The organism is Stieleria marina, assembly GCA_007741555.1.
Classification (GTDB): domain Bacteria; phylum Planctomycetota; class Planctomycetia; order Pirellulales; family Pirellulaceae; genus K23-9.
Map to the genome: position 1 here is coordinate 5,741,597 of CP036526.1, position 20,593 is coordinate 5,762,189.

General features: G+C 54.1%; 19 protein-coding genes. 5 read left to right on the forward strand and 14 right to left on the reverse strand.

Annotated features, from left to right (window positions below):
- Window positions 1–371: 371 nt before the first annotated feature.
- From K239x_RS20300 to K239x_RS20320, 5 genes are all read left to right on the forward strand, one after another.
- Window positions 372–1,409: a hypothetical protein gene (locus K239x_RS20300; RefSeq protein WP_145420080.1), complete on the forward strand. Its 1,038-nt coding sequence runs from the start codon at window positions 372–374 to the stop codon at window positions 1,407–1,409.
- A 335-nt stretch (window positions 1,410–1,744) separates the two neighbouring features.
- Window positions 1,745–4,693, forward strand: a complete 2,949-nt coding sequence (locus K239x_RS20305; RefSeq protein ID WP_419189209.1) for a PD-(D/E)XK nuclease family protein — start codon at window positions 1,745–1,747, stop codon at window positions 4,691–4,693.
- A 195-nt stretch (window positions 4,694–4,888) separates the two neighbouring features.
- Window positions 4,889–7,585 carry a UvrD-helicase domain-containing protein gene (locus tag K239x_RS20310; RefSeq protein WP_145420082.1) on the forward strand — a complete coding sequence of 899 codons (2,697 nt, stop codon included), beginning with the start codon at window positions 4,889–4,891 and terminating at the stop codon, window positions 7,583–7,585.
- A gap of 84 nt (window positions 7,586–7,669) precedes the next feature.
- Window positions 7,670–8,962, forward strand: coding sequence for a metallophosphoesterase family protein (locus tag K239x_RS20315; RefSeq protein WP_145420083.1), 1,293 nt, complete (start codon window positions 7,670–7,672; stop codon window positions 8,960–8,962).
- Window positions 8,959–12,543: a YhaN family protein gene (locus K239x_RS20320; RefSeq protein ID WP_145420085.1), complete on the forward strand. Its 3,585-nt coding sequence runs from the start codon at window positions 8,959–8,961 to the stop codon at window positions 12,541–12,543. The genes K239x_RS20315 and K239x_RS20320 overlap by 4 nt, the downstream gene beginning before the upstream one ends.
- 135 nt (window positions 12,544–12,678) lie before the next feature.
- Here K239x_RS20320 and secY read toward each other — a convergent pair whose 3' ends face one another.
- From secY to rpsC, 14 genes are all read right to left on the reverse strand, one after another.
- Window positions 12,679–14,076, reverse strand: coding sequence for a preprotein translocase subunit SecY (secY, locus tag K239x_RS20325; RefSeq protein ID WP_145420088.1), 1,398 nt, complete (start codon window positions 14,074–14,076; stop codon window positions 12,679–12,681).
- A 72-nt stretch (window positions 14,077–14,148) separates the two neighbouring features.
- Complete coding sequence (gene rplO / locus K239x_RS20330) at window positions 14,149–14,643, reverse strand: 50S ribosomal protein L15 (protein ID WP_145420089.1); 495 nt, start codon at window positions 14,641–14,643, stop codon at window positions 14,149–14,151.
- 184 nt (window positions 14,644–14,827) lie between these two features.
- Window positions 14,828–15,310: a 30S ribosomal protein S5 gene (rpsE, locus tag K239x_RS20335; RefSeq protein WP_145420091.1), complete on the reverse strand. Its 483-nt coding sequence runs from the start codon at window positions 15,308–15,310 to the stop codon at window positions 14,828–14,830.
- A gap of 168 nt (window positions 15,311–15,478) precedes the next feature.
- Window positions 15,479–15,847, reverse strand: coding sequence for a 50S ribosomal protein L18 (rplR, locus tag K239x_RS20340; RefSeq protein WP_145420093.1), 369 nt, complete (start codon window positions 15,845–15,847; stop codon window positions 15,479–15,481).
- Between the two features lie 126 nt (window positions 15,848–15,973).
- Window positions 15,974–16,513: a 50S ribosomal protein L6 gene (gene rplF, locus K239x_RS20345; protein ID WP_145420095.1), complete on the reverse strand. Its 540-nt coding sequence runs from the start codon at window positions 16,511–16,513 to the stop codon at window positions 15,974–15,976.
- 62 nt (window positions 16,514–16,575) lie between these two features.
- The gene (rpsH, locus tag K239x_RS20350) at window positions 16,576–16,977 is read right to left on the reverse strand and encodes a 30S ribosomal protein S8 (protein ID WP_145420097.1); all 402 of its coding nucleotides are present in this window, start codon (window positions 16,975–16,977) and stop codon (window positions 16,576–16,578) included.
- 24 nt (window positions 16,978–17,001) lie between these two features.
- Complete coding sequence (locus tag K239x_RS20355) at window positions 17,002–17,187, reverse strand: type Z 30S ribosomal protein S14 (protein ID WP_145420099.1); 186 nt, start codon at window positions 17,185–17,187, stop codon at window positions 17,002–17,004.
- Between the two features lie 87 nt (window positions 17,188–17,274).
- The gene (gene rplE, locus K239x_RS20360) at window positions 17,275–17,853 is read right to left on the reverse strand and encodes a 50S ribosomal protein L5 (RefSeq protein WP_145420101.1); all 579 of its coding nucleotides are present in this window, start codon (window positions 17,851–17,853) and stop codon (window positions 17,275–17,277) included.
- Between the two features lie 89 nt (window positions 17,854–17,942).
- A complete protein-coding gene (rplX, locus tag K239x_RS20365; RefSeq protein ID WP_145420103.1) occupies window positions 17,943–18,290 on the reverse strand; it encodes a 50S ribosomal protein L24 in 348 nt (115 codons plus the stop codon).
- 61 nt (window positions 18,291–18,351) lie between these two features.
- Window positions 18,352–18,720, reverse strand: coding sequence for a 50S ribosomal protein L14 (rplN, locus tag K239x_RS20370; RefSeq protein ID WP_145420104.1), 369 nt, complete (start codon window positions 18,718–18,720; stop codon window positions 18,352–18,354).
- A gap of 65 nt (window positions 18,721–18,785) precedes the next feature.
- On the reverse strand, window positions 18,786–19,151 hold the full coding sequence (gene rpsQ, locus K239x_RS20375; protein ID WP_145420106.1) for a 30S ribosomal protein S17: 366 nt from the start codon (window positions 19,149–19,151) through the stop codon (window positions 18,786–18,788).
- 11 nt (window positions 19,152–19,162) lie between these two features.
- A complete protein-coding gene (gene rpmC / locus K239x_RS20380) occupies window positions 19,163–19,369 on the reverse strand; it encodes a 50S ribosomal protein L29 (protein ID WP_145420108.1) in 207 nt (68 codons plus the stop codon).
- 103 nt (window positions 19,370–19,472) lie between these two features.
- Entirely contained in the window at window positions 19,473–19,880 is a 408-nt protein-coding gene (gene rplP, locus K239x_RS20385) for a 50S ribosomal protein L16 (RefSeq protein ID WP_261340483.1), read from the reverse strand.
- Window positions 19,828–20,535, reverse strand: coding sequence for a 30S ribosomal protein S3 (gene rpsC / locus K239x_RS20390; protein ID WP_145420110.1), 708 nt, complete (start codon window positions 20,533–20,535; stop codon window positions 19,828–19,830). Before rpsC ends, rplP begins: the two co-directional genes overlap by 53 nt.
- Window positions 20,536–20,593 lie beyond the last annotated feature (58 nt).

The following is a 20,593-nucleotide window of genomic DNA, read 5'->3' on the forward strand; positions in this document are numbered from 1 at the left end:
CGTCGATTGGCGGACGATCGAATGCTGAAGTGCGGCTGAGTTTCACAGAGTTGCCGGCGAGAGAAATCACAGGGCCACTTCTGCAGGTCGACAAACGCTGCTCTGCAGGTCGACAAACGCTGCGAATTTCGTCCTTTGCGCTAAAAGCAGACAAGGAAACGAGATTTGATCGTAGCTGACATTGACAACGATTCAAAACAGTTCTTACGGTCGCGTTTGGAAGCGTGCTTCGAAACGGAGCGATTGCTTTCATTTGGTTATCCGAAATGGGACCGACTTTTCCGATTTGTTAAACATTTCGGATTGTCGTATCCGAGAAAACGAAATGGATTCGTCAATTCGGAACTAAGTTGTCGAAGGAATAGGCAAGGATGCTCACTAAATTCAAATCACGCGGTCGTTACGCCATCATCGCTTCCGCTTTGTTGGTCGTGGGATCAACCGGCTGCCGCTCAGGCAAATCCAGCGCAAATCTATTTGGATTCAACAGCGAGCCGTCTGCCGAAGCTCTTGCCGGAAGCGGCCCTACGACGACTTACCCTGCGCCGCCTAGCGCATCGGCCACTCCCGAAGCCATCGCATCGATTGCCGGCGGAACGGCCCAACCAAGCACCAAACCAGTCACCGCAGGCGTGCCTGACACCAAGATCGCCAGCGCCGTCAGTGCCCCCAGCTACGTGACTCCCGCATCGTCATCGGGTGCCAACATGTCCGCGGCTCAAGCCAACGGCATCTACGGAAAGACTCAGCCCGCAGGATTTGCGGCTCCCAACTGGAACACTCCCGCGACGAGAAACTCAGGAGCAGTCACCGCGTCTGCCTCCGTCCCCAAAATGAACCTTCCAGACATCAAGATCCCGGACATCAATGTTCCCAAGATCAAAGTCCCCAAGGTGTCCGCAGCCGGGATCACCATGCCATCAGCCGGCAACGGATCCAACTACGCCGCCTCCATCCCGTCGGGATATCAGTTTGGCGCGACCAAACCAGCTACCTCGGCGATAGCGCCATCTGCATCGATGACCACTCCGTCGGCTTATTCACTGCCAAGTTCAACCGCAGCGAATAGCCAAACAAAAACGACCGCGCCCAGCACAGAAGCAACTGCCATCTCGTTTCCAACGATCGATACAGGGCCAGCCGCAAAAGCTTCCACGACCGCATCTGCCAACGTTGCTGCCGGTGGCAGCTCTGACGCAAACGCAACGTGGCCTGGCAGTGTAAACACCAACACAGCGTCGACGGTCGCTCAAACCAGCGGCAACACATCGCCAGCTGACAGCAGCCAACCAGAAGCTCGTGTGAGTTCCGCGGGAACTTACATGCCAGGAAGCACGTCCAGCACCGGATACCCGGGCGCATCAGACGGCTACCCAACTTCGTCAACCAGCGGATCTTATCTTCGTTAGAACGGGTCGTTTTGTTTGCTACGCTCGAGTCGTAGAAACAAAAGCCGAACGGCGTGAGCCGAAGTCGACGTCACGCAACAGTCGACTTCGTGGTGGTCAGCGTACTGATCGCACAAACCAGGGCGGATCCAGACGGATCACGCCCCTTCTTAGCCAGTTGCACCAACTCGGTTCTCAGCCAGTTGCACCAACTTGGCCTCTTCGCAAAAAACGCCCATCATTGGCGAACTGTCGGATTTCTCCGACAATGGTTGTTCGCTTGACCACACGTGTCACGGTAATCGCGACACTCTTTAAAAGGTCAACCTGCAACTCTCGCGACGACATACCTATTCGTGACGCCTCCAACAATAAAACCCGAGTGCCATTACCTCGGCTGGGATTCGCCCCTTTTGCCGCGCGCGGTTGATTACTTGCGTGATGCCTATGCCAGCGGAAATCGCTGGGACGCCAGCCGCTGTATCTGCGTTTTACCAGCGGCGCGAAGTACACGCCGACTTGCTTCGCTATTGCGATGGGAATCCGAAGAACAAGACTTCGATTTTCGATTGCCGGATATCATCACGGTCGGACAACTTGCCGAAAAACTCTACACGCCCACCTATCCATTGGCATTGGATTTCGAGCAGACATTGGCTTGGTCAGACGTCCTGCGAAACATGAATCCGGACGACTTGCGACCGTTGGTGCCAACACTCCCGCTGGCGGATGCCGTGAGCGCGTGGTTGGAGTTGGCCGGAACACTACGACGATTGCATAGCGAACTTGCGTCCAGTTCGCTGTCATTTGCAGACGTCGTCAAAGAGGCCGAAACAGAATCCGAACAGCGGCGTTGGAAATTGCTGGACCAACTGTTTGGCAGGTACTTGCAAACGCTGCAACAAGCAGGCGTCGCCGATCCCCACCAAGCTCGTCGCGACGCGATTGCTGCTCAGCAGTGCGGAACGCCACAGGACGTCATTCTGATTGGCACCACAGACTTGAGCGACGTCGTTACGGAAATGCTTTTGAGCCTCCCGTCCAAGGTGATCTCGTTGGTCGCGGCTCCCGACACAGCAGCTGATCATTTCGATTCACTCGGCAGCGTAAAAACCTCGGCGTGGGTCGACTGCCAGCTGCCTCTACGCGACGAGCAGCTGATCCCGGCCGCTGACATCGCCGATCAGTCTGCCGCTGTCGCCGAAACACTTGCAGAGTTTGCGGATCTGTATGCCGCCGATCAAATCACTGTGGGAGTGACTGATGAATCCCAAGTCGGGCCAGTTGAAATCCATCTACGTGGCTGCGGGGTCCCAACGTATCGTCACTTGGGCTGGTCGATCAGCCAAACCGCAGTGGGTCGATTATTCGATCTGACTGCGACCTACTTGCAACGTCAGAACTGGCAATCGCTGGCAGCGCTAGTGCGCCACGCTGATGTTCACACATGGTTGACGCAAAAGGCTGCGAAAGAGAACAACCAGAAAGCTCCCGTTGACTGGCTTCCGCAAATCGATGCGTTGCTGGCCAACCACTTTCCGCGCCGCGTTGACGAACCACTTTCACCGAAAGCTGTCGAGGATTTCCCCATTGCGATCACAATCGCAGAGTGGATAAACGATTGGTTAAAGGATTTCTTGACCAGTGAAAAAGTTGCCAATCCCAAACCGCTTTCACATTGGAGCGGACTGGCACAGCAATGGCTCTGCCGCATTTACGTCGACACACATTTCACAAGCGATGCCTCCGAATCGTCAGCCACGGTTGAATCCCCAACCCAAGCAGAACCAGCCACTCGGACAGAGCACGCGCTTACCGCGACACAACGTTTGCTAGAGAGATTCACGTCGCTCAATGATCACCTAGACGTTGCCGTATCAGGCGCAATCGCATTTGAAATGCTGGCCCAGCGATTGGGCGATACGCGAATCGCTGACACAGCTGACCCGGGCGATGTAGAGATCCTCGGCTGGCTGGACTTGGCACTTGATGATGCGCCCGCAATGGTCGTGGTGGGCCTGAATCATCCGTTCGTCCCTGGTGCAATCACAAGCGATCCGTTTCTGCCTGGAACCTTGCGAACCCGTCTTCGGATGGTGGACAACGAACGACGTTACGCTCGCGATGCGTACGCAATGCACTTGATGCTTTCGACTCGCAACAGCATCCGGTTTATCGTCGGGCAAAACTCTGCCGATGGTTCGCCCACACCGCCCAGTCGTCTGATAGCTGCCGCTCCACCGGTCGATTCAGCTCGCCGAATCCGCTATTTGCTGGGCGGCCAACGCACCAAGACAGTTGTAAAACACCAGTGGGACAACCAAGTTAAAAATACGCAGCTGCCAATCCCTGCGTTGAACGCGGATCCGACGCGAGTCAAAACGATGAGCGTCACGGCATTTCGCGACTACATGGTTTGCCCGTATCGGTTCTATCTACGGCACGTTCTGAAGATGCGCCCTGTCGATGACTTGACCGGCGAATTGGCTGCCAACCAGTTTGGCGATCTCGTACACGGAGCCCTTGAACGCTATGGACTATCAGATCAAAAAACACTGACGGACGTCAGCCAAATTGAATCTGCGTTGATCCAACATCTTCACGACTACGCCGCTGACATTTACGCTGACAATGTGGCGATGGCAGTCAAACTGCAAGTCAAGCAAGCCGAAAAGCGATTGCAAGTCGTCGCCAAAGTCCAAGCTGAACGGATCGCCGCGGGCTGGCAAATCCGCGCTGCCGAAGCAAGCGTGAACGAAACGCCCACCAAAACCGCCGATGGCAAAGTCTTGCCAGGTGCCATCATCCAGCTTGATGGTGAATCGAAGGGAGGGAAATCAATGGGAATTCGTGGCCGATTTGATCGCATCGACTACCATCCCGACACGGGCCGATGGGCAATTTTGGACTACAAAACCCACGGGCACAAACCAGAGAAAAAGCATCTCAAGAAAACTGATGACGGCGATGAGTGGATCGACTTGCAGTTGCCGCTGTACCGCCTGATGGTTCCATTTTTGGGCATTGATGCACCGGCGTCGGATGTCGAATTGGGCTATTTCAACATCAGCGAGAAAGAAGAAGAAACGAAAATCAATATCGCCAATTTTTCCGACGAACAGTTGGATGCGGCCGATGAAGTAGTTCACGAAATCATTCGTTCAATTCACGCGGGCAAATTTGATCCCACCGGCGATCGCGTCCAGTACGACGACTACGACATGATCCTGCAAACCAGCATCACGCAGCGACAATTGATCACCGCCGAAAAAGCCGATGCAGTCGCCGTGGAGGAAAACAGATGAAAATTATTTTCCTATTGGGTCGACACTTCACGGCAACGAATGGCAAATTGAATCCGAGACGCTGCGTCATCGACGGGTTGTTTTTCGGCAAAGATTGTTCGGCGCAGACGATCACCTCACATTGCTGGCACGTACTCAGGTGTCTTCAAGTGGTTTCCTCCTCCATTTTCTTCTCAGCTGCGAAAGGGCACGCCCATGTCTAGCTCGCAACCCATGCTGTTCGACGATGCGGAACCAACGCCCGCAGAGAACCTATCGCCACTGGGAGATTTCCCTGCCCTGGCGCCGACGCTTGTTCGTGCGTCGGCTGGCACTGGCAAGACGTACCAGCTGACGGCTCGGTTGCTGAAAATCCTGCTACAAGGCGCGGCGCCGGAGACCATTCTGGCCACGACCTTTACACGCAAGGCCGCCGGCGAAATCCTCAATCGCTTGTTGCTGGCTTTGGCGAGCGCCGCGGACGAAAAAAACGACCAAGCGTTGTCCGATCTACAGCAACAAGTCGGCATCCCGTCACTTTCGCGACAGTCGTGCTTGAACCTGCTGGACAAACTCCTGCGAAACATTCACCGGCTGCGCATCAGCACGCTGGACAGTCTATTCGCACAGCTGGCACGTTCATTTCCGTTTGAACTGGGCCTGCCGCCTGCTTGGCGTTTGACCGACGAGATCGAAGAAGCATGGTTGCGAGAACGCGCGGTTGAATCAGTAATCTCGACGCTTGAACCAGCCGAGATGATGACCCTGCTTGCGATGCTTGGCAAAGGCGAGGTGAAACGTTCGATCGCCTTCGAACTTCAACAAGTCGTCACGACCGCCTATTCGCTCCAGCGCCAAAGCGACGCGAAAGTCTGGAACAAAATCAAAGCAACCAAGCTTCCCGAAAACGAGCTGATCACTCGGACGGCCGGCATATTCCGCCAAGCCGCTCCGAAACAAAAGTCGCTGGTAAAAAAGCTGGAAGCGATGGCCGAACTGCTGGAGACGCGACAGTTCGCACCGCTGACCGATGAAACGTTGGTGACCAATGTTTTTAAAGCACGCAGCAGCAAAGAGCCTGTCAAACTGGGCCGTTCAAAATTTGACGAATCGCTGGATGAATCGTTCGACGTTTTGTACGCGATCGCAAAGAGTGAAATGCTTCGACTGCTGTGCGCTCAAAACGAAGCGACCGGTAGCGTGCTGGGAACTTACGATTATCACATTGGCCAGTTGAAACAAAGCTCGCGTGCCCTGGGGTTCAACGATGTTGCTGTCCGGCTGGCGAATCAGTTTGCCAAAGTCGATTCAGATTCGCTGACCAACCGCATGGACGGCGCGATCGATCACTTGCTGTTAGACGAATTCCAAGACACGTCTCCTATTCAATGGCAAGTGCTACGCCCGCTAGCGATGCGAGCGGCGTCGCAGGAAACCGGCACGGACAACCGGCAAGAATGGCGTGTTGACCGATCGTTCTTTTGCGTCGGCGATACCAAACAAGCGATCTACGGCTGGCGCGGCGGCGTCGCAGAAATTTTCGATGCGGTCGCGGATCAAATCGACGGCGTCCAAGAAGCCGAGCAGAATAAGAGCTTTCGCAGCAGCCCGGTTGTACTGGACGTTGTGACACAAACGTTCAAGAATCTGAAGCGTCATCCATTGGCGGCATCGGCGTCGGGCGACATCATCCACAAAGCAACGCACGAAGCGAACGCGATCGTAGATTTCGCCAAGCGATTTCCGATCCACACGTCGGCCAAAGAAGAACTAGCTGGCTACGTCACGCTGCAAACGGCTCGCAAAGTCGACGGCGACGCTGCCGCTCGCAAGCAAGCGTGCTACGAAGACGCTGCGGATTTGATCGCCCAAATCAATCGCGACGCGCCCGACAAAACAATCGGTGTGCTAACACGTTCTAATTCGGTCGTCGCGCAGATCATTTTCTTACTGCAAGAAAGAGGCGTGCACGCCAGTCAAGAAGGCGGCAACCCACTGACTGATTCGGTCGCAGTGGAGCTGATCCTTTCCGCACTGATGTGCGCCGAACACCCCGGCGATTTACGCTGGGCGTTTCATATCCAGCAATCGCCGCTGGGAGAGTTCCTGGAAACAGAATCGGACAGTACGCCGGGCAGTACATCGGGCCATTCCTCTTCCTGCAAGCTGGGCAATCGCGTTCGCAAGCTTGTCGAAGAACATGGGCTTTCCGAATCGATCGAAATTTTGGCGGGCAAGCTAGCTCCGAATTGTGACCGTCGCGAAACGCTGCGATTGCGGCAACTGACTCAGTTGGCAATGACTTACCAACAAAACGCGGCGCCACGACTACGCGATTTTGTGCGTCTGGTTCGGGAGAAACGCGTCGAGCGTCCGCAACGGGCTCCGGTCCGAGTGATGACGGTCCACCAAGCCAAGGGCCTTGAGTTTGATGCAGTGGTGCTACCCGAATTTGATTCGGCCCTGACGCGGGGCGGGTCGGGCTGCGTTGCTGACGTGCCGGATTTGGGGCAACCGCCCAAAGCAATCACCCGCAGCGTCAAACAAGCTGCTTGGCATTTCCTGCCGCGTGCTTGGCAACAGGCTTTCGGGGATCAAGCTGCTGGCGAGATGACCGAAGCGATGTGTTTGATGTACGTCGCCATGACGCGGGCCAAACAGGCGTTGCACATCGTGATCCAACCACCAACCAAGTCCGCCTTCGAGACAAAGACACCCTCGTCGCTGCTGTATCATTCGCTCGAATGCGAAGAGGATCCCACGCAAGGCCGAGTGACTTTGTTTGAAACAGGCGACCCGAATTGGTACCAAGAGGGCGAGACTCCAGCTAAAAAAACAGACGAAGTCGTGGTCGAAAAAGCAATCCAGTTTCAACCGCTGCCCCCCGTGCCCCGACGCAACCGGATCGATTAAGACATAATGCAATGAGCCGGCGCCGCCGTCTTCCGCTCGCTCAGGCCGCGTGTTCACTGAATCTAGCTCCGCAGCATTTCCCCAATGACAAAACGCCGTATCTTGCACGCTGCTGACATCCATCTGGATAGTCCGTTGCAAAAACTCAGTCAGTACGAAGACGCTCCCGTTCAGCAGATCCGCGATGCGTCGCGTGATGCCTTGAACAACCTGACAGACCTTGCCATCGACCAAGCTGTCGACTTGGTTGTAGTTGCTGGCGACTTATACGACGGAAACTGGAAAGAAACGCGCACCGGCATGTTTTTCGTCAAGCAGGCAACGAAACTGCGTGACGCCGGCATCCCGATTCTGGTCATCCGCGGCAATCACGACGCCGCGAACATCATGACCAACTCATTGCCGCTACCTGCCAATCCGGACGGTAGCCCGATCATGATGGCGGACGAAAAAGTCGACACGCGCGTGTTCGACGACTTGGGCATCGCCGTGCACGGTCGATCGTTTGGCAAACGGGCAGAGAAGGACGGCATGGTAAAACACTACCCGTCGCCTCATAGCGGAATGTTCAACCTGGGTCTCCTGCACACCAGTTTGCTCGGTGGTGATGGGCACGACCCGTATGCTCCTTGCACTCCCGCTGAACTGACCAACAAAGAGTACGACTATTGGGCTCTCGGCCACATTCACGTACGCGGCGAACATGGCGTCGCCGACGGGGCACCGATCGTCTTCAGTGGCAACATTCAGGGACGACACATCAATGAAACGGGCGAGAAAGGTTGCATCCTGGTCGACATCGATGACAAGAACCAAACGAAACGGACGTTTCATCCGTTAGATGTCGCTCGCTGGGAACTCTGTTCGATCGACGCGTCTGAGATGCAAAGCACGGACGATCTGCTGGAAGCGTTTGGCGACTGGCTTGCCAAGCAGCTTCCCCAAGTCGGCGATCGGCTGCTGGTAACGCGAGTGCGTGTGCACGGAAATTCACCGCTCCACAATAAACTGCACCAACGGAGTCGCCACATCGAGGACGAACTACGTGCCATCACGATCAGCCATGGCGAAGGACAGACATGGCTGGAGACATTTCGTGTCCGCACTAATGTAATTGCCGACGCGTCCCTGAGTGTTGATATGGAAGGACCGATGAAAAGTCTGTCGCACGTGGTCGGTGATTTGAAATCAGATCCAGAACTAGCGGCAATCGTCGCAACGGAGTTACGCAATCTTGCGGGCAAGCTGCCAACCGAAGTCTCGTTGTGCGACGAGATCGGCGAAGACGCATCACAGTGGGCACAGGAATTGATCGCAGCCGCGTCAGCTGACTTAGTTGGACGACTACAAGGGAACGGACAGGAGGCAGGCCAATGATCATCCAGCGATTAGACCTGAAAGCGTTCGGCGGCTTCACTGATTTTTCGATCGACTTATCGGGTGGCCCCAACCGATTTCACATTGTTTACGGCCCCAACGAATCCGGAAAATCCACCAGCCTGCGCGCAATCAACTCATTCCTATTTGGCTTTCCACGCAGCACGGACGACAACTACCTTCACCCAAACACCAAACTTCGCGTGGGCGGTGTTCTGGAAGACGAGCAAGGGCAAACTCTTGAATGCGTGCGCAAAAAGGGAACGAAAGGAACACTTCGCGCGGCGGATGACAAAACGGTCGTCGACGAATCGGTTCTCAGCGAATTGCTGGGCGGCGTCGACCGCGAGACGTTCGAGCATCGGTTTGGATTGTCCCACGATGAACTGGTACGTGGCGGATCGCAAATCATCCAAGGCGGCGGCGACCTGGGCAGCATCTTGTTCGCAGCTGGTGCCGGTGTCGATCGCCTGCGAGAAATCCAGTCCGAACTAGGCAACCTTTGCTCCACGTTGTTTGTGCCAGGTGGCACCAAAGGCGCGATCAACCAAACGGTCAAAGTGTTTCGCGAACAAAAGAAAGAACTCTCCGGCACACAGGTTTCACCAGCCGAATACGAACAACGCAAAGACGACCTGCAAGTCAAAGTCGACGAGATCGAAGAGATCCAAGCCGAACTGAAAAGCGTCGCGACCGAATTGGCTTCCCTCACGCGACTACGTGATGCAATGCCATTGATTCCCAAATGGAAATCTATCCAAGAAAGCCTGCGACAAGTTGGCGAAGCTCCGCTGCTGGATGGTGACTTTATCGAACGACGGCGATCAACGCAGGAACGCCTGGAAAACGCGACGCGACAACAGCATGAGCTTTCGGAACGGCGCCAGAAACTGCAAAACGAACTGGCTGAATTACCAGACGATTCGGCGGTCATCGTTTATCAATCGCAAATCGAATCGTTATTTCAAAAACTTGGTGCACGCGAAGAAGCCAGCGAACAACGCACCGACCTAGAAAAAACCTGCCAGCGTCTCGAACGCCATATTCGCGAAAAACTGCGCGACTTGAATGCAGAACTGCCTCCCACGGATGACCAGGCAGATGCGATCGATCAGGCGGTCGAAAAACTGCGACTCAGCGAGGCGATTCAAGCTCGCGTTGACGAACTCGCGTTGAAGCACGACGCGCTGGTGACGCAGCGAAACGACGCCGAAGCCAGCGTCGACGCATTATCCCGGCGAATCGAATCACTGCAGGTCGAACTGGCTGCGAACGACGACGGAGCAGACCCGGAATCTTTGAGCGAATTGCTGGAATCAGTCGGCAAACCGGATGTATTGATCGATCGCCTGTCACAGCAACAAGCGGACGCTGATCGTTCCAAGCGAACTTGCCAAGCAATTCACCAACGGTTGACCGGAATTGAGCTTTCGTTCGAGCAGGCAGCCAAGCTGCGTTTACCCAGCGAATCCGCGATCGAAGCAACTGCCGCACGAATGCGATCCAGCGAAGAAGCAGTCGCCGCCGCAAAAACACGCCAAGACGAACTGACGCGAGAGCGTGACCAAGTCGATCGGCGGATCAAAACACAGCAAGCCAGTCAGCCCCTACCAACGCTCGCGGAACTTCAGCAAGTCAGACTCGATCGCGACGAACTGGTCAGCAAGCTATCTGCTGCGGTTGGCGATGAAGACGTCAGTCTTGCACAAGTGGAAACGCTACGAACAGCGATCTCTCATGCTGACAAAATAGTGGATGAGATCCATGCACATCACGAACAGGTGCATCAGCGTTCGTTGGATTTGGCAGAGCGAGACGAACTTAGCGAAGAGATATCCCAAAACGAACTTACCATCGAATCAACCGTCGAACTTTCAGAGGCGGCCGAACAAGAATGGTACGCCGTGTGGCAGAGCATTGGCGTGGCAGCGGATACGCCCAAACGCATGCTTCGTTGGGTAGCCGACCACGCACAACTAGTGGAGAACGTCGGGCAATGGAATGAAGAAGCCAATCGTCTAAGCGAGATCCAACGGCGCGTCGACACTTGCTGCCGACGACTGAGTGCAGCGTTGGGAGTCAAACAGCTAGCGGGAGCGAAACCGGTTGATCAACCCTCCGACGGCCCGACGCTGTTTGACGACATCCCCGAACCAGTCGTGGATTCCACCAGCTTTGCCGAACTCTATCAGAAAGCCTGTAGCTTGCGACGCAAGCTTTCGGATGCTCGGCAACAACGGCTGGATCTGCAAAAGCGTCTCTTGGAAGCCAAACAGAAAATGCCCGACGCCCAGTCAAACTTGCAAGCCAAGGAGAAACTGGTGGCCGCATGGCAGAAAGATTGGAAAACGATCACCGAATCGTTCACTCAAGCCGATGACACCGCTCCGACGATCGTGGTTGAATTGGTCCGCGATATCAACTCTTTGACCGCTCAAAAGAAAGAGCGAGACATCGTCGCAAAACGCATTGCTTCGATCCTCCGCAACGAACAAGAGTTTTCGGAGATGGTGCGCAAACTGGCGACAAACATCAACCAGGGCTCCGCTACCGATTCTGCCGACAGGAATCCCCATGAAACAATTCGCGAATTGTTTCAGCGACTGCAGGCAGAGCGTTCAGCAGCAGCCCGACGCGATTCACTTCGGCAACAGATCGATGACGTAAATGCCAAACTAGACAGAGCGAGCGAAATCCACCGCGAATGCGGAACGGCTTTGACGCAGCTTTGTATCGAAGCGGCCTGCGAATCACCGGGCGACTTAATTGAAATCGAACGAAGAAGTACCTCCCGCCGCGAATACCTACGTCAGAGCACCGAAACGGAAGACAAGCTACGCCTCTTGGCCGCCGGCGAATCGATCGACGATTTGATCCGCCGAGCCGATGACCAAGACGAGGGCGTATTGAGCGTGGAGATCAAATCCAAGTCACGTTTACTGGAGGAACTGAACGCACGGCTAAGCGACAGCGAGGGCCAGCGAGGCGTCTTGCGAGATCGATTCAATCAGATCGACGCCGGGAACTCCGCCGCGGACCTTTCACAGTCGTTGCAGATGCTCAGTGGCCAGTTGCAGCGCGACGCAAACGAATACGCTCGATTGAAAATCGCGGCGTTGATCTTAAAACGCAGCATCGAACACTACCGAGCCGCGAACCAAGGTCCCGTACTGGGATATGCCCAAGAGATCTTTCGGGAATTGACTTGCAACGAATACCGCGAGCTTCGTGTCGAGTATGTCGGCAAAGACGAAACGACGCTGGTGGGCGTAAAGTCTTCGGACGAAACCAACTTGGTACCGGCCGCGTTGATGAGCACCGGAACAGCTGACGCACTGTATCTATCGCTGAGGCTTGCGTCGCTGCGGCACCAACTCAGTCACGGCACCAAGATCCCGCTCATCGTCGATGACTGTCTGGTGCAAATGGACGATCAACGGACGATCGCAGCACTAAACGTATTTGCGAAGCTCTCGCTCGATACGCAAGTGATTTTGTTCACTCACCACCAACACTTGCTGGAATTGGCGGCGTCGAATCTGAAGCAAAGCGAGTTTCATTCTCACTCGCTATCGTCATAAGACGGCTTCGCTGTGATCGGGTGCCAAACGCACTGCCGCTGGACGCAGGCTATCAGACAACGCATCAACTCAATGCGTTGCCGTAGAATTCACTAGCGTGGGACGTCTGATCGCCCCGTCCATCCAAGAATGGCTCTAGACGACCGGTGAGACTCCACCGCCGGCACCTTCTAACAGGCCGCGGTAGTTTCGCATCACCAAGTGACTGTCGATCTTCTGCACCAAGTCAAACGCCACGCTCACGGCAATCAGCAAACCAGTACCGCCGTAGAAACTAGCGATGGCAAAGTCGACGCCCAGCGAACCGTAAACGATGGTCGGCACGATGGCGACAACCGCCAGGAAGGCAGCACCCACATAGGTAATGCGAACCATGACCTTTTCCAGATAGTCAGTTGTTCGTTTACCCGGACGGTAGCCAGGAATAAACGTTCCACTGTCACGCAAGTTGTCCGACATCTCTTTCGGATTGAAAGTGATAGCCGTCCAGAAGTAACAGAAGAAGAAGATCAGAACGACATAGAACAAGTTGAAGAAGTACGAAGCTTGATCCTGCATCGTCAGCGACAGCAAGTTCAACGCCTTGAACATTCCGCCACCTGATTCAAACCAGCCAGCCAATACGGCGAACAACATTCCAGGAATCATCAGCAAACTGCTGGCGAAAATGATCGGCATCACGCCTGCTTGGTTGATTCGCAGCGGCAAATGCTGGCGAGATCCACCGTAGACGCGGCGACCGCGGGTGAACTTGGCGGACTGTGTCGGAATCTTTCGCTGGCCCAGCGTGATAAACACCACACCGAACACCACCAGCACAAAGAGCACTATCAACAATATTAACGTTTCTACCCCCGTCTGACCTCGGCTTAGCCCAGTCAACTCGGGTTTCATATTCTGGACCAAGATGTACAGAGCCTTGGGCATTTGAGCCAAGATCCCTGCCATGATCAGCAAACTGATTCCGTTACCGATACCGTATTCGTCAATCTGCTCACCTAGCCACATCAGGAAAACAGTTCCGCAGGTCATCACAAGGACCGCGACGACTTGCCAGCCCCAAAATAGACCGGTGGAATCGGCGTTAAGGAAATTGGGGTTGATGTTGCCGTAGCCAGTGCTACCGCCCGACATCAACATGAACTTCAAATACATGTAGCTCTGAACCAAGCAAATTGCGACGGTCAGATAGCGTGTGTATTCGTTTAGTTTCTTGCGTCCTGCTTCACCTTCCTTCTTCAGTTCTTCAAGCGGTTTGTACACGCTTCCCAAGAGCTGAAAGATGATCGACGCGGAGATATAGGGCATAATGCCCAAGCCGAAGATTGTTGCCTGGCGTAGATCGCTCGCGGCAAACACGGCAACTTTTTCGAAGAATTCATTTGCAGCACCACCGCTCTCGCCCAGGTTGGTCGCAACCATTGGCAGAGGAATGTGGAAACCGATGCGATAGACCGCCAGCAGACCCAGGGTCAGCAAACACTTTTTTCGCAGCTCAGGAATCGAGAAAATGATTCGCAGCTTTTCAAACATGCGACAGTCCGTCTATTTCATTTATTGGTAGCGGAAGCTTCCAGCCGCCGCGCGATTGAATCTACTGAGCTTTTACTTGGAAGCCTTCAAAGCTGCAACACGTTCATCTGGTGTTCGCTTAGCGACGATCTTGTTGACCGTACCGCCAGCCTTGGTGATCTTCTCTTCAGCGGATTTGCTAAAGCGATGAGCACTCACGGTGAGCTTTTTAGTCAGCTCGCCGTCACCCAGGATTTTGACTTCGTCGAAAGTACCCTTCGCAACATCCTTGGCAGCCATGGCTTCCAAAGTGACTTCGGCACCGTCGTCGAACAATTCGTTTAGTTTGCCAACGTTGACAGCAAACACTGTCACAGCCCAGCGGTTGTTGAAACCACGTTTTGGCACTCGGCGGAACATTGGCATCGCACCACCCTGGAAGTTGGGTTTGCGACTGTAACCACTACGACTTTTGTGTCCTTTGTGACCACGACCGGACGTTTTACCGGTGCCGCTACCAGGACCACGACCGATCCGCTTGCGCTTTCGGTGCTTAGTAATGCCTTGGTTGACGTCGTTCAGGTTCATAATGAAACCTACAGGTTCTGCTTTGAATGTTCGTTAATCTTTATCTCACTCTTCCGCCGGAAGAGTCGGCCTCTCAGGGCCGGAGAGGACTTTGTGTTCTGTTGCGGTCAACGCTGGAAACGTCAGCTGACTGTCCCGACCGCGATTGCGTCCGAGCCATCCCGCTAACGGGATGGCAAATTCTTTACACCATCAAATCTTCTGGTGTCAGACCACGCAGAGCAGCAACTTGTTCACGCGTTCGCAATTTGCTCATCGCGTCGACGGTTGCTTTGACCAGCGTGACTGGATTGTTTGTTCCGTACGACTTCGTCAGGATGTCGTGGATGCCGGCAGCTTCGCAGACAGCACGCACCGCTTGTCCAGCGATGATACCAGTACCAGCACCAGCTGGAACCAGTACGACTTTGGCCGCCCCGTAGCGTCCCCAAACTTGGTGGGGGATCGAACCTTCGACCAAAGGCACGTCGATCATGCTCCGGCTGGCTTGCTTCTGAGCTTTTTGGACACTCGGCGGGACTTCGTTTGCTTTGCCGTAACCCCAACCGCATTTGCCGTTGCCGTCACCGACCACGACCATTGCAGCGAAGCTAAAGCGACGTCCGCCTTTGACAACCGCTGCACAGCGTTTGATTTTGACGACGCGATCGATCAGGCCTTCCGCCAAACCTTCTTCTTGTGGTTTACGATCGCGCTTACCGCGACCACCACGTCCGCCGCCTTTGCCACCTTGGCCTCCGCCGCCTTGACCGCCGCCGGGTTTTGATGCGTTACTAATCGTACAAGTCCTCGTGTTTTCCAGTCGATGCGACCGGTTTGATTTGGTGTTCGTCTCTTAAAGCTTCAGTCCGCCCTCGCGGGCCGCTTCTGCAAATGCTTTGACTCGTCCGTGATACTTATTGTGGCCACGATCCAATTTGACCGCCGTGATTCCCGCAGCCGAAGCCTTTTCAGCAATCATCTTGCCGACTTCAGCAGCTGCATCGCAGTTGCCGCCATAGGAAACCTTTCCTTTGACCGCTTTATCGCGAGTGCTGGCACTGGCCAACGTTTTGCCTTCGGCGTCATCAATGACTTGCACGGCAAAGTGTTTCAAGGAACGCTGGACGCACAAACGAGGCAGCGTGGAATGCTTGCGCAGTTTGTTGCGAACGCTGCTACTGCGGCGTTTACGCTTCTTGAGGATTTGTTTGTTCTTATCCATTTGATTGCCGATCGATTTTGGACCGGTCCAATGGTGTTTATCTTAAAGGTTGTTTCTTGATTCGGATCCCGGCGACCAATCTTGGTTGCCGGTGACATTTCGTTGCCGTCTGTCAGCAACTTAACGCTACTTGGCAGCAGCTTTTCCTGGCTTGATCTTGACCTGTTCACCTTTGTAACGCACGCCCTTGCCTTTGTAAGGCTCAGGTTTGCGAAGCGAACGGATTTCCGCAGCAAACTGCGTGACCTTTTGCTTATCGCATCCGGTAACGACGATTTCTGTGTTGCTTGGGCATTCGACTTTCAAATCAGCCGGGATCTTGCGATGCAGTTCGTTGGCAAATCCAACGCGAAGCTGCAACGTGTCACCTTGGATCGTCGCCAAATAACCAACACCGACGATTTCCAAACGGCGTTCGTAGCCGGCGGTAACGCCTTCGACCATGTTGGCGATGATGGCCCGGGTAAGGCCGTGGAGCTCACGGGAAGTGCGATCTTCTGCATCGCGCTTGACCGTTACGATTCCATCGCTGACTTCAACGGTGATTTCAGGACGATGCTCGAACGTCAACTTGCCCTTGGGGCCTTCGACATTGATCGTGCATCCATCAACCGCAACGCTGGCGCCGCTGGCGATGGTGACCGGTGTTTTTCCAATACGACTCATAGCACTACTAATTGATTCTGTGTTGTCTTCGGCTGTGCCGCGTGTGACGTCCGTGTAATTGCTTAGGCAACTTCACAAAGGACTTCGCCACCGACGTTCTTTTGGCGTGCTTCGCGATCGCTAATCACACCATGGCTGGAGCTGATAATTTGAATTCCCAGTCCACCCAAGACAGGCTTCAGTTCTTTGCTGCGGGAATACAGGCGACGGCCAGGGCTACTGACGCGTTTGATCGATTGGATCACGCGTTCGCCGTTGGGTCCGTACTTCAGTTCCAGACGCAAGGTCGAAACAGGAGCTTCTTCGACTTCCTCCTCTTTCCAATCCCAGATGAAACCTTCGCGCTTTAGCACGTCGGCGACACCGCGTTTAACGCGGCTGGTTGGGATGTCCACGAACGGTCGTTCAACACGAACGGCGTTGCGGATGCGAGTGAGCATGTCAGCGATTGGGTCTGTCATCATGGCTTTATGTTCCGCTTTCTATCGTTACCAACTTGCCTTGCGAACACCTGGGATCAATCCCTTGTTCGCATTCTCACGGAAACAGATTCGGCACAAGCCGAACTTGCGGTACACGCTGCGGGGGCGTCCACAGAACTTGCAGCGATTTTCACTGCGAGTACTGAATTTCGGCTTCCGACCTGCCTTGGCGACTTTTGATTTACTTGCCACGGGGCGACTTCTCAGTTGGTAAAAGCGTTTTGTGATCTGGTGGGTCGAAAACGATTCCTACGGGGAAGCGTCTTCACGTCAATCTGCTTACGCAGCGTCTTTCTCTTTCTTAGGATCTGCCTTGAACGGCATTCCAAACATCTCTAGCAAATCACGGGCTTCGTCATTCGTTCTTGCTGACGTGACCATGGTGATATTCATGCCCTGCGGCTTGGTAAATTTGTCGGGGTTCAATTCGGGGAACACCAACTGCTCAGTCAAACCTAATGTGTAGTTTCCTGCTCCGTCGAACGCTTTGCGGCTGATACCGCGAAAGTCACGAACACGAGGCAGAACGATCGAGACCAAACGGTCCAAAAATTCGTACATTCGTTGGCGACGAAGCGTCACCATGCAACCGATCGGCATGCCTTCACGCAAACGGAAATTCGCGATCGATTTGCGTGCGATCGTGTGAACGGGTTTTTGACCAGCAATCTGAGTCATGCACTCGTATGCCAGGTCGAGGATTTTCTTATCTCCGACGGCACTGCCCACGCCCATGTTCAACGTGATCTTATCGATCCGTGGAATCTGGTTGGGGTTGGCGTACTTGTGCTTGTCCAACATCGCTTTGCGAATGTTGTCTTCGTAAGCAGCTTGCAGTCTTGGTTTGTTATCAGCCATTGCGGGAATCAGGCGTCAGTCGGTTGTGTCTGGGTAAAGTCTTGTTTTGTGGGCGTCGATTGTGAACGCCGCAACTTACTTTGTGTCGGTTACTTCTTTGCGTACTGCGGGCGAGCCGGAGCGATTTCGCCCAAGCTGGCGCCACTCTTCTTGGCGTAACGCTCTTTCGCACCACTTTCCAAGTAACGCACACCAACTTTCGATGGCTTGCCGGTACTTGGGTCGATCATCATGACGTTGCTGACGGCGATTGGCATCTCTTTGCTCAACCGTCCACCTTGCGGGTTCTTCTGGCTACGTCGGACGTGCTTCCAAACCTTGCCGGCGCCTTCGACGACGACTTTGTTGTTTTTGCGATCGATCGTCAGGATCTTGCCACGGTGGCCCTTGTCGGCTCCGGCGATCACTTCGACTTCGTCATCAATGCGAAAGTGCATGGTATTTTGTTGGGTTCGTTTTGAATCTTGTTTGTCAGGCTGCTGCGTAGGTCGATTGACTTTAAACGACTTCGTTGGCCAAGCTGACGATCTTCATAAAAGCACGCTCACGCAACTCACGGGCAACCGCACCGAAGATACGTGTACCACGTGGTGATTTGTCTTTATCGATCAAGACGACTGCGTTGGAGTCAAACTTGATGTAACTGCCGTCGGCACGTCGTGTTGGAGTCTTGGTTCGCACGATGACCGCACGGACAATCGACTTCTTCTTGACTTCACTGCCTGGAATCACGCTTTTCACGCTACAGACAATGATGTCACCCACGCCGGCAGTACGCTTACGAGTACCGCCGAGCACCTTAATGCACATCACTTGCCGTGCACCGGTGTTGTCAGCAACATCAAGTCGGGATTCTTGTTGGATCATGGTTCGTTATTCGGTTCGCACTTACAAAGGAGCTTTGAAATTTCAGTTCTGAGATTTCAAAAACACTACTCAGTAGCAGGCGCTTCTTGCTTGGTTTCGGCTTTTTCTTCGTTACCGGCTTGGGCTGCTTCCAAACCTTCTTCTTCAGCACTTTTGCGAGCGGCACGCAGAGCGGCCACGTCGACTTCGGTGCTCTTCTCCAAAACGCGAACCAGCTTCCATCGCTTCAGTTTGCTCAACGGTTCTGACTCGATGATCTCCACCAAGTCACCATGGCCGGATTCGTTGTTCTCGTCATGGACGTGACAAACGGTACGACGCTTGATGTACTTCTTGTACTTCTGATGCTTGACCACACGACTGATTTCGACACGACGAGTCTTGCTCATCTTATCGCTGGTCACTCTTCCGGAAACTACACGTTTTGGCATGATTCTATATCTTATGACTTTGCGGCCGCGGCCTTCTCTCGCTCGGTCTGCAGCGTTTTCACGCGAGCGATCAAGCGTCGGTTCTTCATGATTTCGGACGGCGTATTCAGCCGCTCGCTTTGCGATTGGAAGCGTAGACGGAACAGCGTCACGGCGGCCTCATTGGCCGTCGCTTGCAACTGCTCGTCGCTCATTTCGCGGAGTTCAGTAATCTTCATTGTCTTTTCAGATCAGGTTTGCTGTAGTGGATCTTGTCAAAGACCCCGTATTGTCAGGATCTTTAACAAGACCCACTACCATCGAAAATTGCGTCGCTACGTACTACGCAGGGCGTCGTTCGACAAATCGAACTTTTACAGGAAGCTTGCTTGCCAGTCGTGCAAAACACACTTTAGCTTGCTGCTCCGTTACACCACCGAGTTCGTACATGATCGTGCCTGGCTTAACGACCGCGGCCCAGAAATCTGGTTCTCCCTTACCTTTACCCATCCGAGTCTCCAGCGGTGTGCTGGTCACGGACTTGTCGGGAAAGATTCGGATATACAGTTTTCCTTCGCCACGAACGTACTGCTGAGCAGCGATACGTCCCGCTTCGATCGTCGTCGCTTTGACCCATCCGGCGTCCAATGATTGAATGCCGTAGTCACCGAAGACGACCGTGTTGCCGCGAGTCGCACTACCTTTTATGCGACCTCTTTGGCTTTTTCGATGCTTGACCCGCTTGGGCATCAGCGCCATCGTCTTCTCCGTAAATACCTTGGTTAATCCAGACTTGAATCCCGATGTGCCCCTGTGGCGTCATCGCTTCAGTTGTCCCGTAATCAATCTTCGCTTGCAATGTGCTCAACGGAATCGAGCCCATGCTTTGTTTTTCGCGGCGAGCCATTTCAGCTCCACCCAATCGTCCGGCCAATTGAATCTTGATGCCCTTGGCACCCGAATCCATCGTTTGCTCCAACGAACGCTTCATCGTTCGGCGGAAACTGGACCGCTTCTGTAACTGCTGTGCAATGTCCTCGGCAACCAACTGAGCCTGCAACTCAGGGCGTCCAACTTCTTCGACTTTCAAGTTGATTCGGCGACCGATCAAGTTCTGCAGTTCAGCCTGCAAAATTTCGATCTCTTGGCCCTTCTTGCCGATGATCAAACCGGGGCGAGCGACAAACATCATCACGCGAACTTCATCTCGAGTTCGCTCGATTTCGATACGGTCGATGCCGGCGTTTTTGTATTGTGTTTTCTTGGGGTGCTTCGTGATGAAGTTACGCAACTTGCGATCTTCGACCAACAAATCCGCGAAGTCTGCCTTCGACGCGTACCAACGACTGGTCCAGCCGCGAGTGACGCCAAGTCGGAAAGCGATGGGGTTTACTTTTTGGCCCATGGGGACTCGTCTTCAGTGCTTGGTAATTGCGTTTGTTAAAACGTTAAATTGTATCGTT

What these genes read in the sequence shown, in the direction of transcription:
- K239x_RS20300 (WP_145420080.1), top strand. Translation starts at nt 372, where the DNA reads ATGCTCACTAAATTCAAATCACGCGGTCGTTACGCCATCATCGCTTCC.
- K239x_RS20310 (WP_145420082.1), top strand. Translation starts at nt 4,889, where the DNA reads ATGTCTAGCTCGCAACCCATGCTGTTCGACGATGCGGAACCAACGCCC.
- K239x_RS20315 (WP_145420083.1), top strand. Translation starts at nt 7,670, where the DNA reads ATGACAAAACGCCGTATCTTGCACGCTGCTGACATCCATCTGGATAGT.
- K239x_RS20320 (WP_145420085.1), top strand. Translation starts at nt 8,959, where the DNA reads ATGATCATCCAGCGATTAGACCTGAAAGCGTTCGGCGGCTTCACTGAT.
- secY (WP_145420088.1), bottom strand. Translation starts at nt 14,076, where the DNA reads ATGTTTGAAAAGCTGCGAATCATTTTCTCGATTCCTGAGCTGCGAAAA.
- rplO (WP_145420089.1), bottom strand. Translation starts at nt 14,643, where the DNA reads ATGAACCTGAACGACGTCAACCAAGGCATTACTAAGCACCGAAAGCGC.
- rplR (WP_145420093.1), bottom strand. Translation starts at nt 15,847, where the DNA reads ATGGATAAGAACAAACAAATCCTCAAGAAGCGTAAACGCCGCAGTAGC.
- rplF (WP_145420095.1), bottom strand. Translation starts at nt 16,513, where the DNA reads ATGAGTCGTATTGGAAAAACACCGGTCACCATCGCCAGCGGCGCCAGC.
- rpsH (WP_145420097.1), bottom strand. Translation starts at nt 16,977, where the DNA reads ATGATGACAGACCCAATCGCTGACATGCTCACTCGCATCCGCAACGCC.
- rplE (WP_145420101.1), bottom strand. Translation starts at nt 17,853, where the DNA reads ATGGCTGATAACAAACCAAGACTGCAAGCTGCTTACGAAGACAACATT.
- rplX (WP_145420103.1), bottom strand. Translation starts at nt 18,290, where the DNA reads ATGCACTTTCGCATTGATGACGAAGTCGAAGTGATCGCCGGAGCCGAC.
- rplN (WP_145420104.1), bottom strand. Translation starts at nt 18,720, where the DNA reads ATGATCCAACAAGAATCCCGACTTGATGTTGCTGACAACACCGGTGCA.
- rpsQ (WP_145420106.1), bottom strand. Translation starts at nt 19,151, where the DNA reads ATGCCAAAACGTGTAGTTTCCGGAAGAGTGACCAGCGATAAGATGAGC.
- rpmC (WP_145420108.1), bottom strand. Translation starts at nt 19,369, where the DNA reads ATGAAGATTACTGAACTCCGCGAAATGAGCGACGAGCAGTTGCAAGCG.
- rplP (WP_261340483.1), bottom strand. Translation starts at nt 19,880, where the DNA reads ATGCCCAAGCGGGTCAAGCATCGAAAAAGCCAAAGAGGTCGCATAAAA.
- rpsC (WP_145420110.1), bottom strand. Translation starts at nt 20,535, where the DNA reads ATGGGCCAAAAAGTAAACCCCATCGCTTTCCGACTTGGCGTCACTCGC.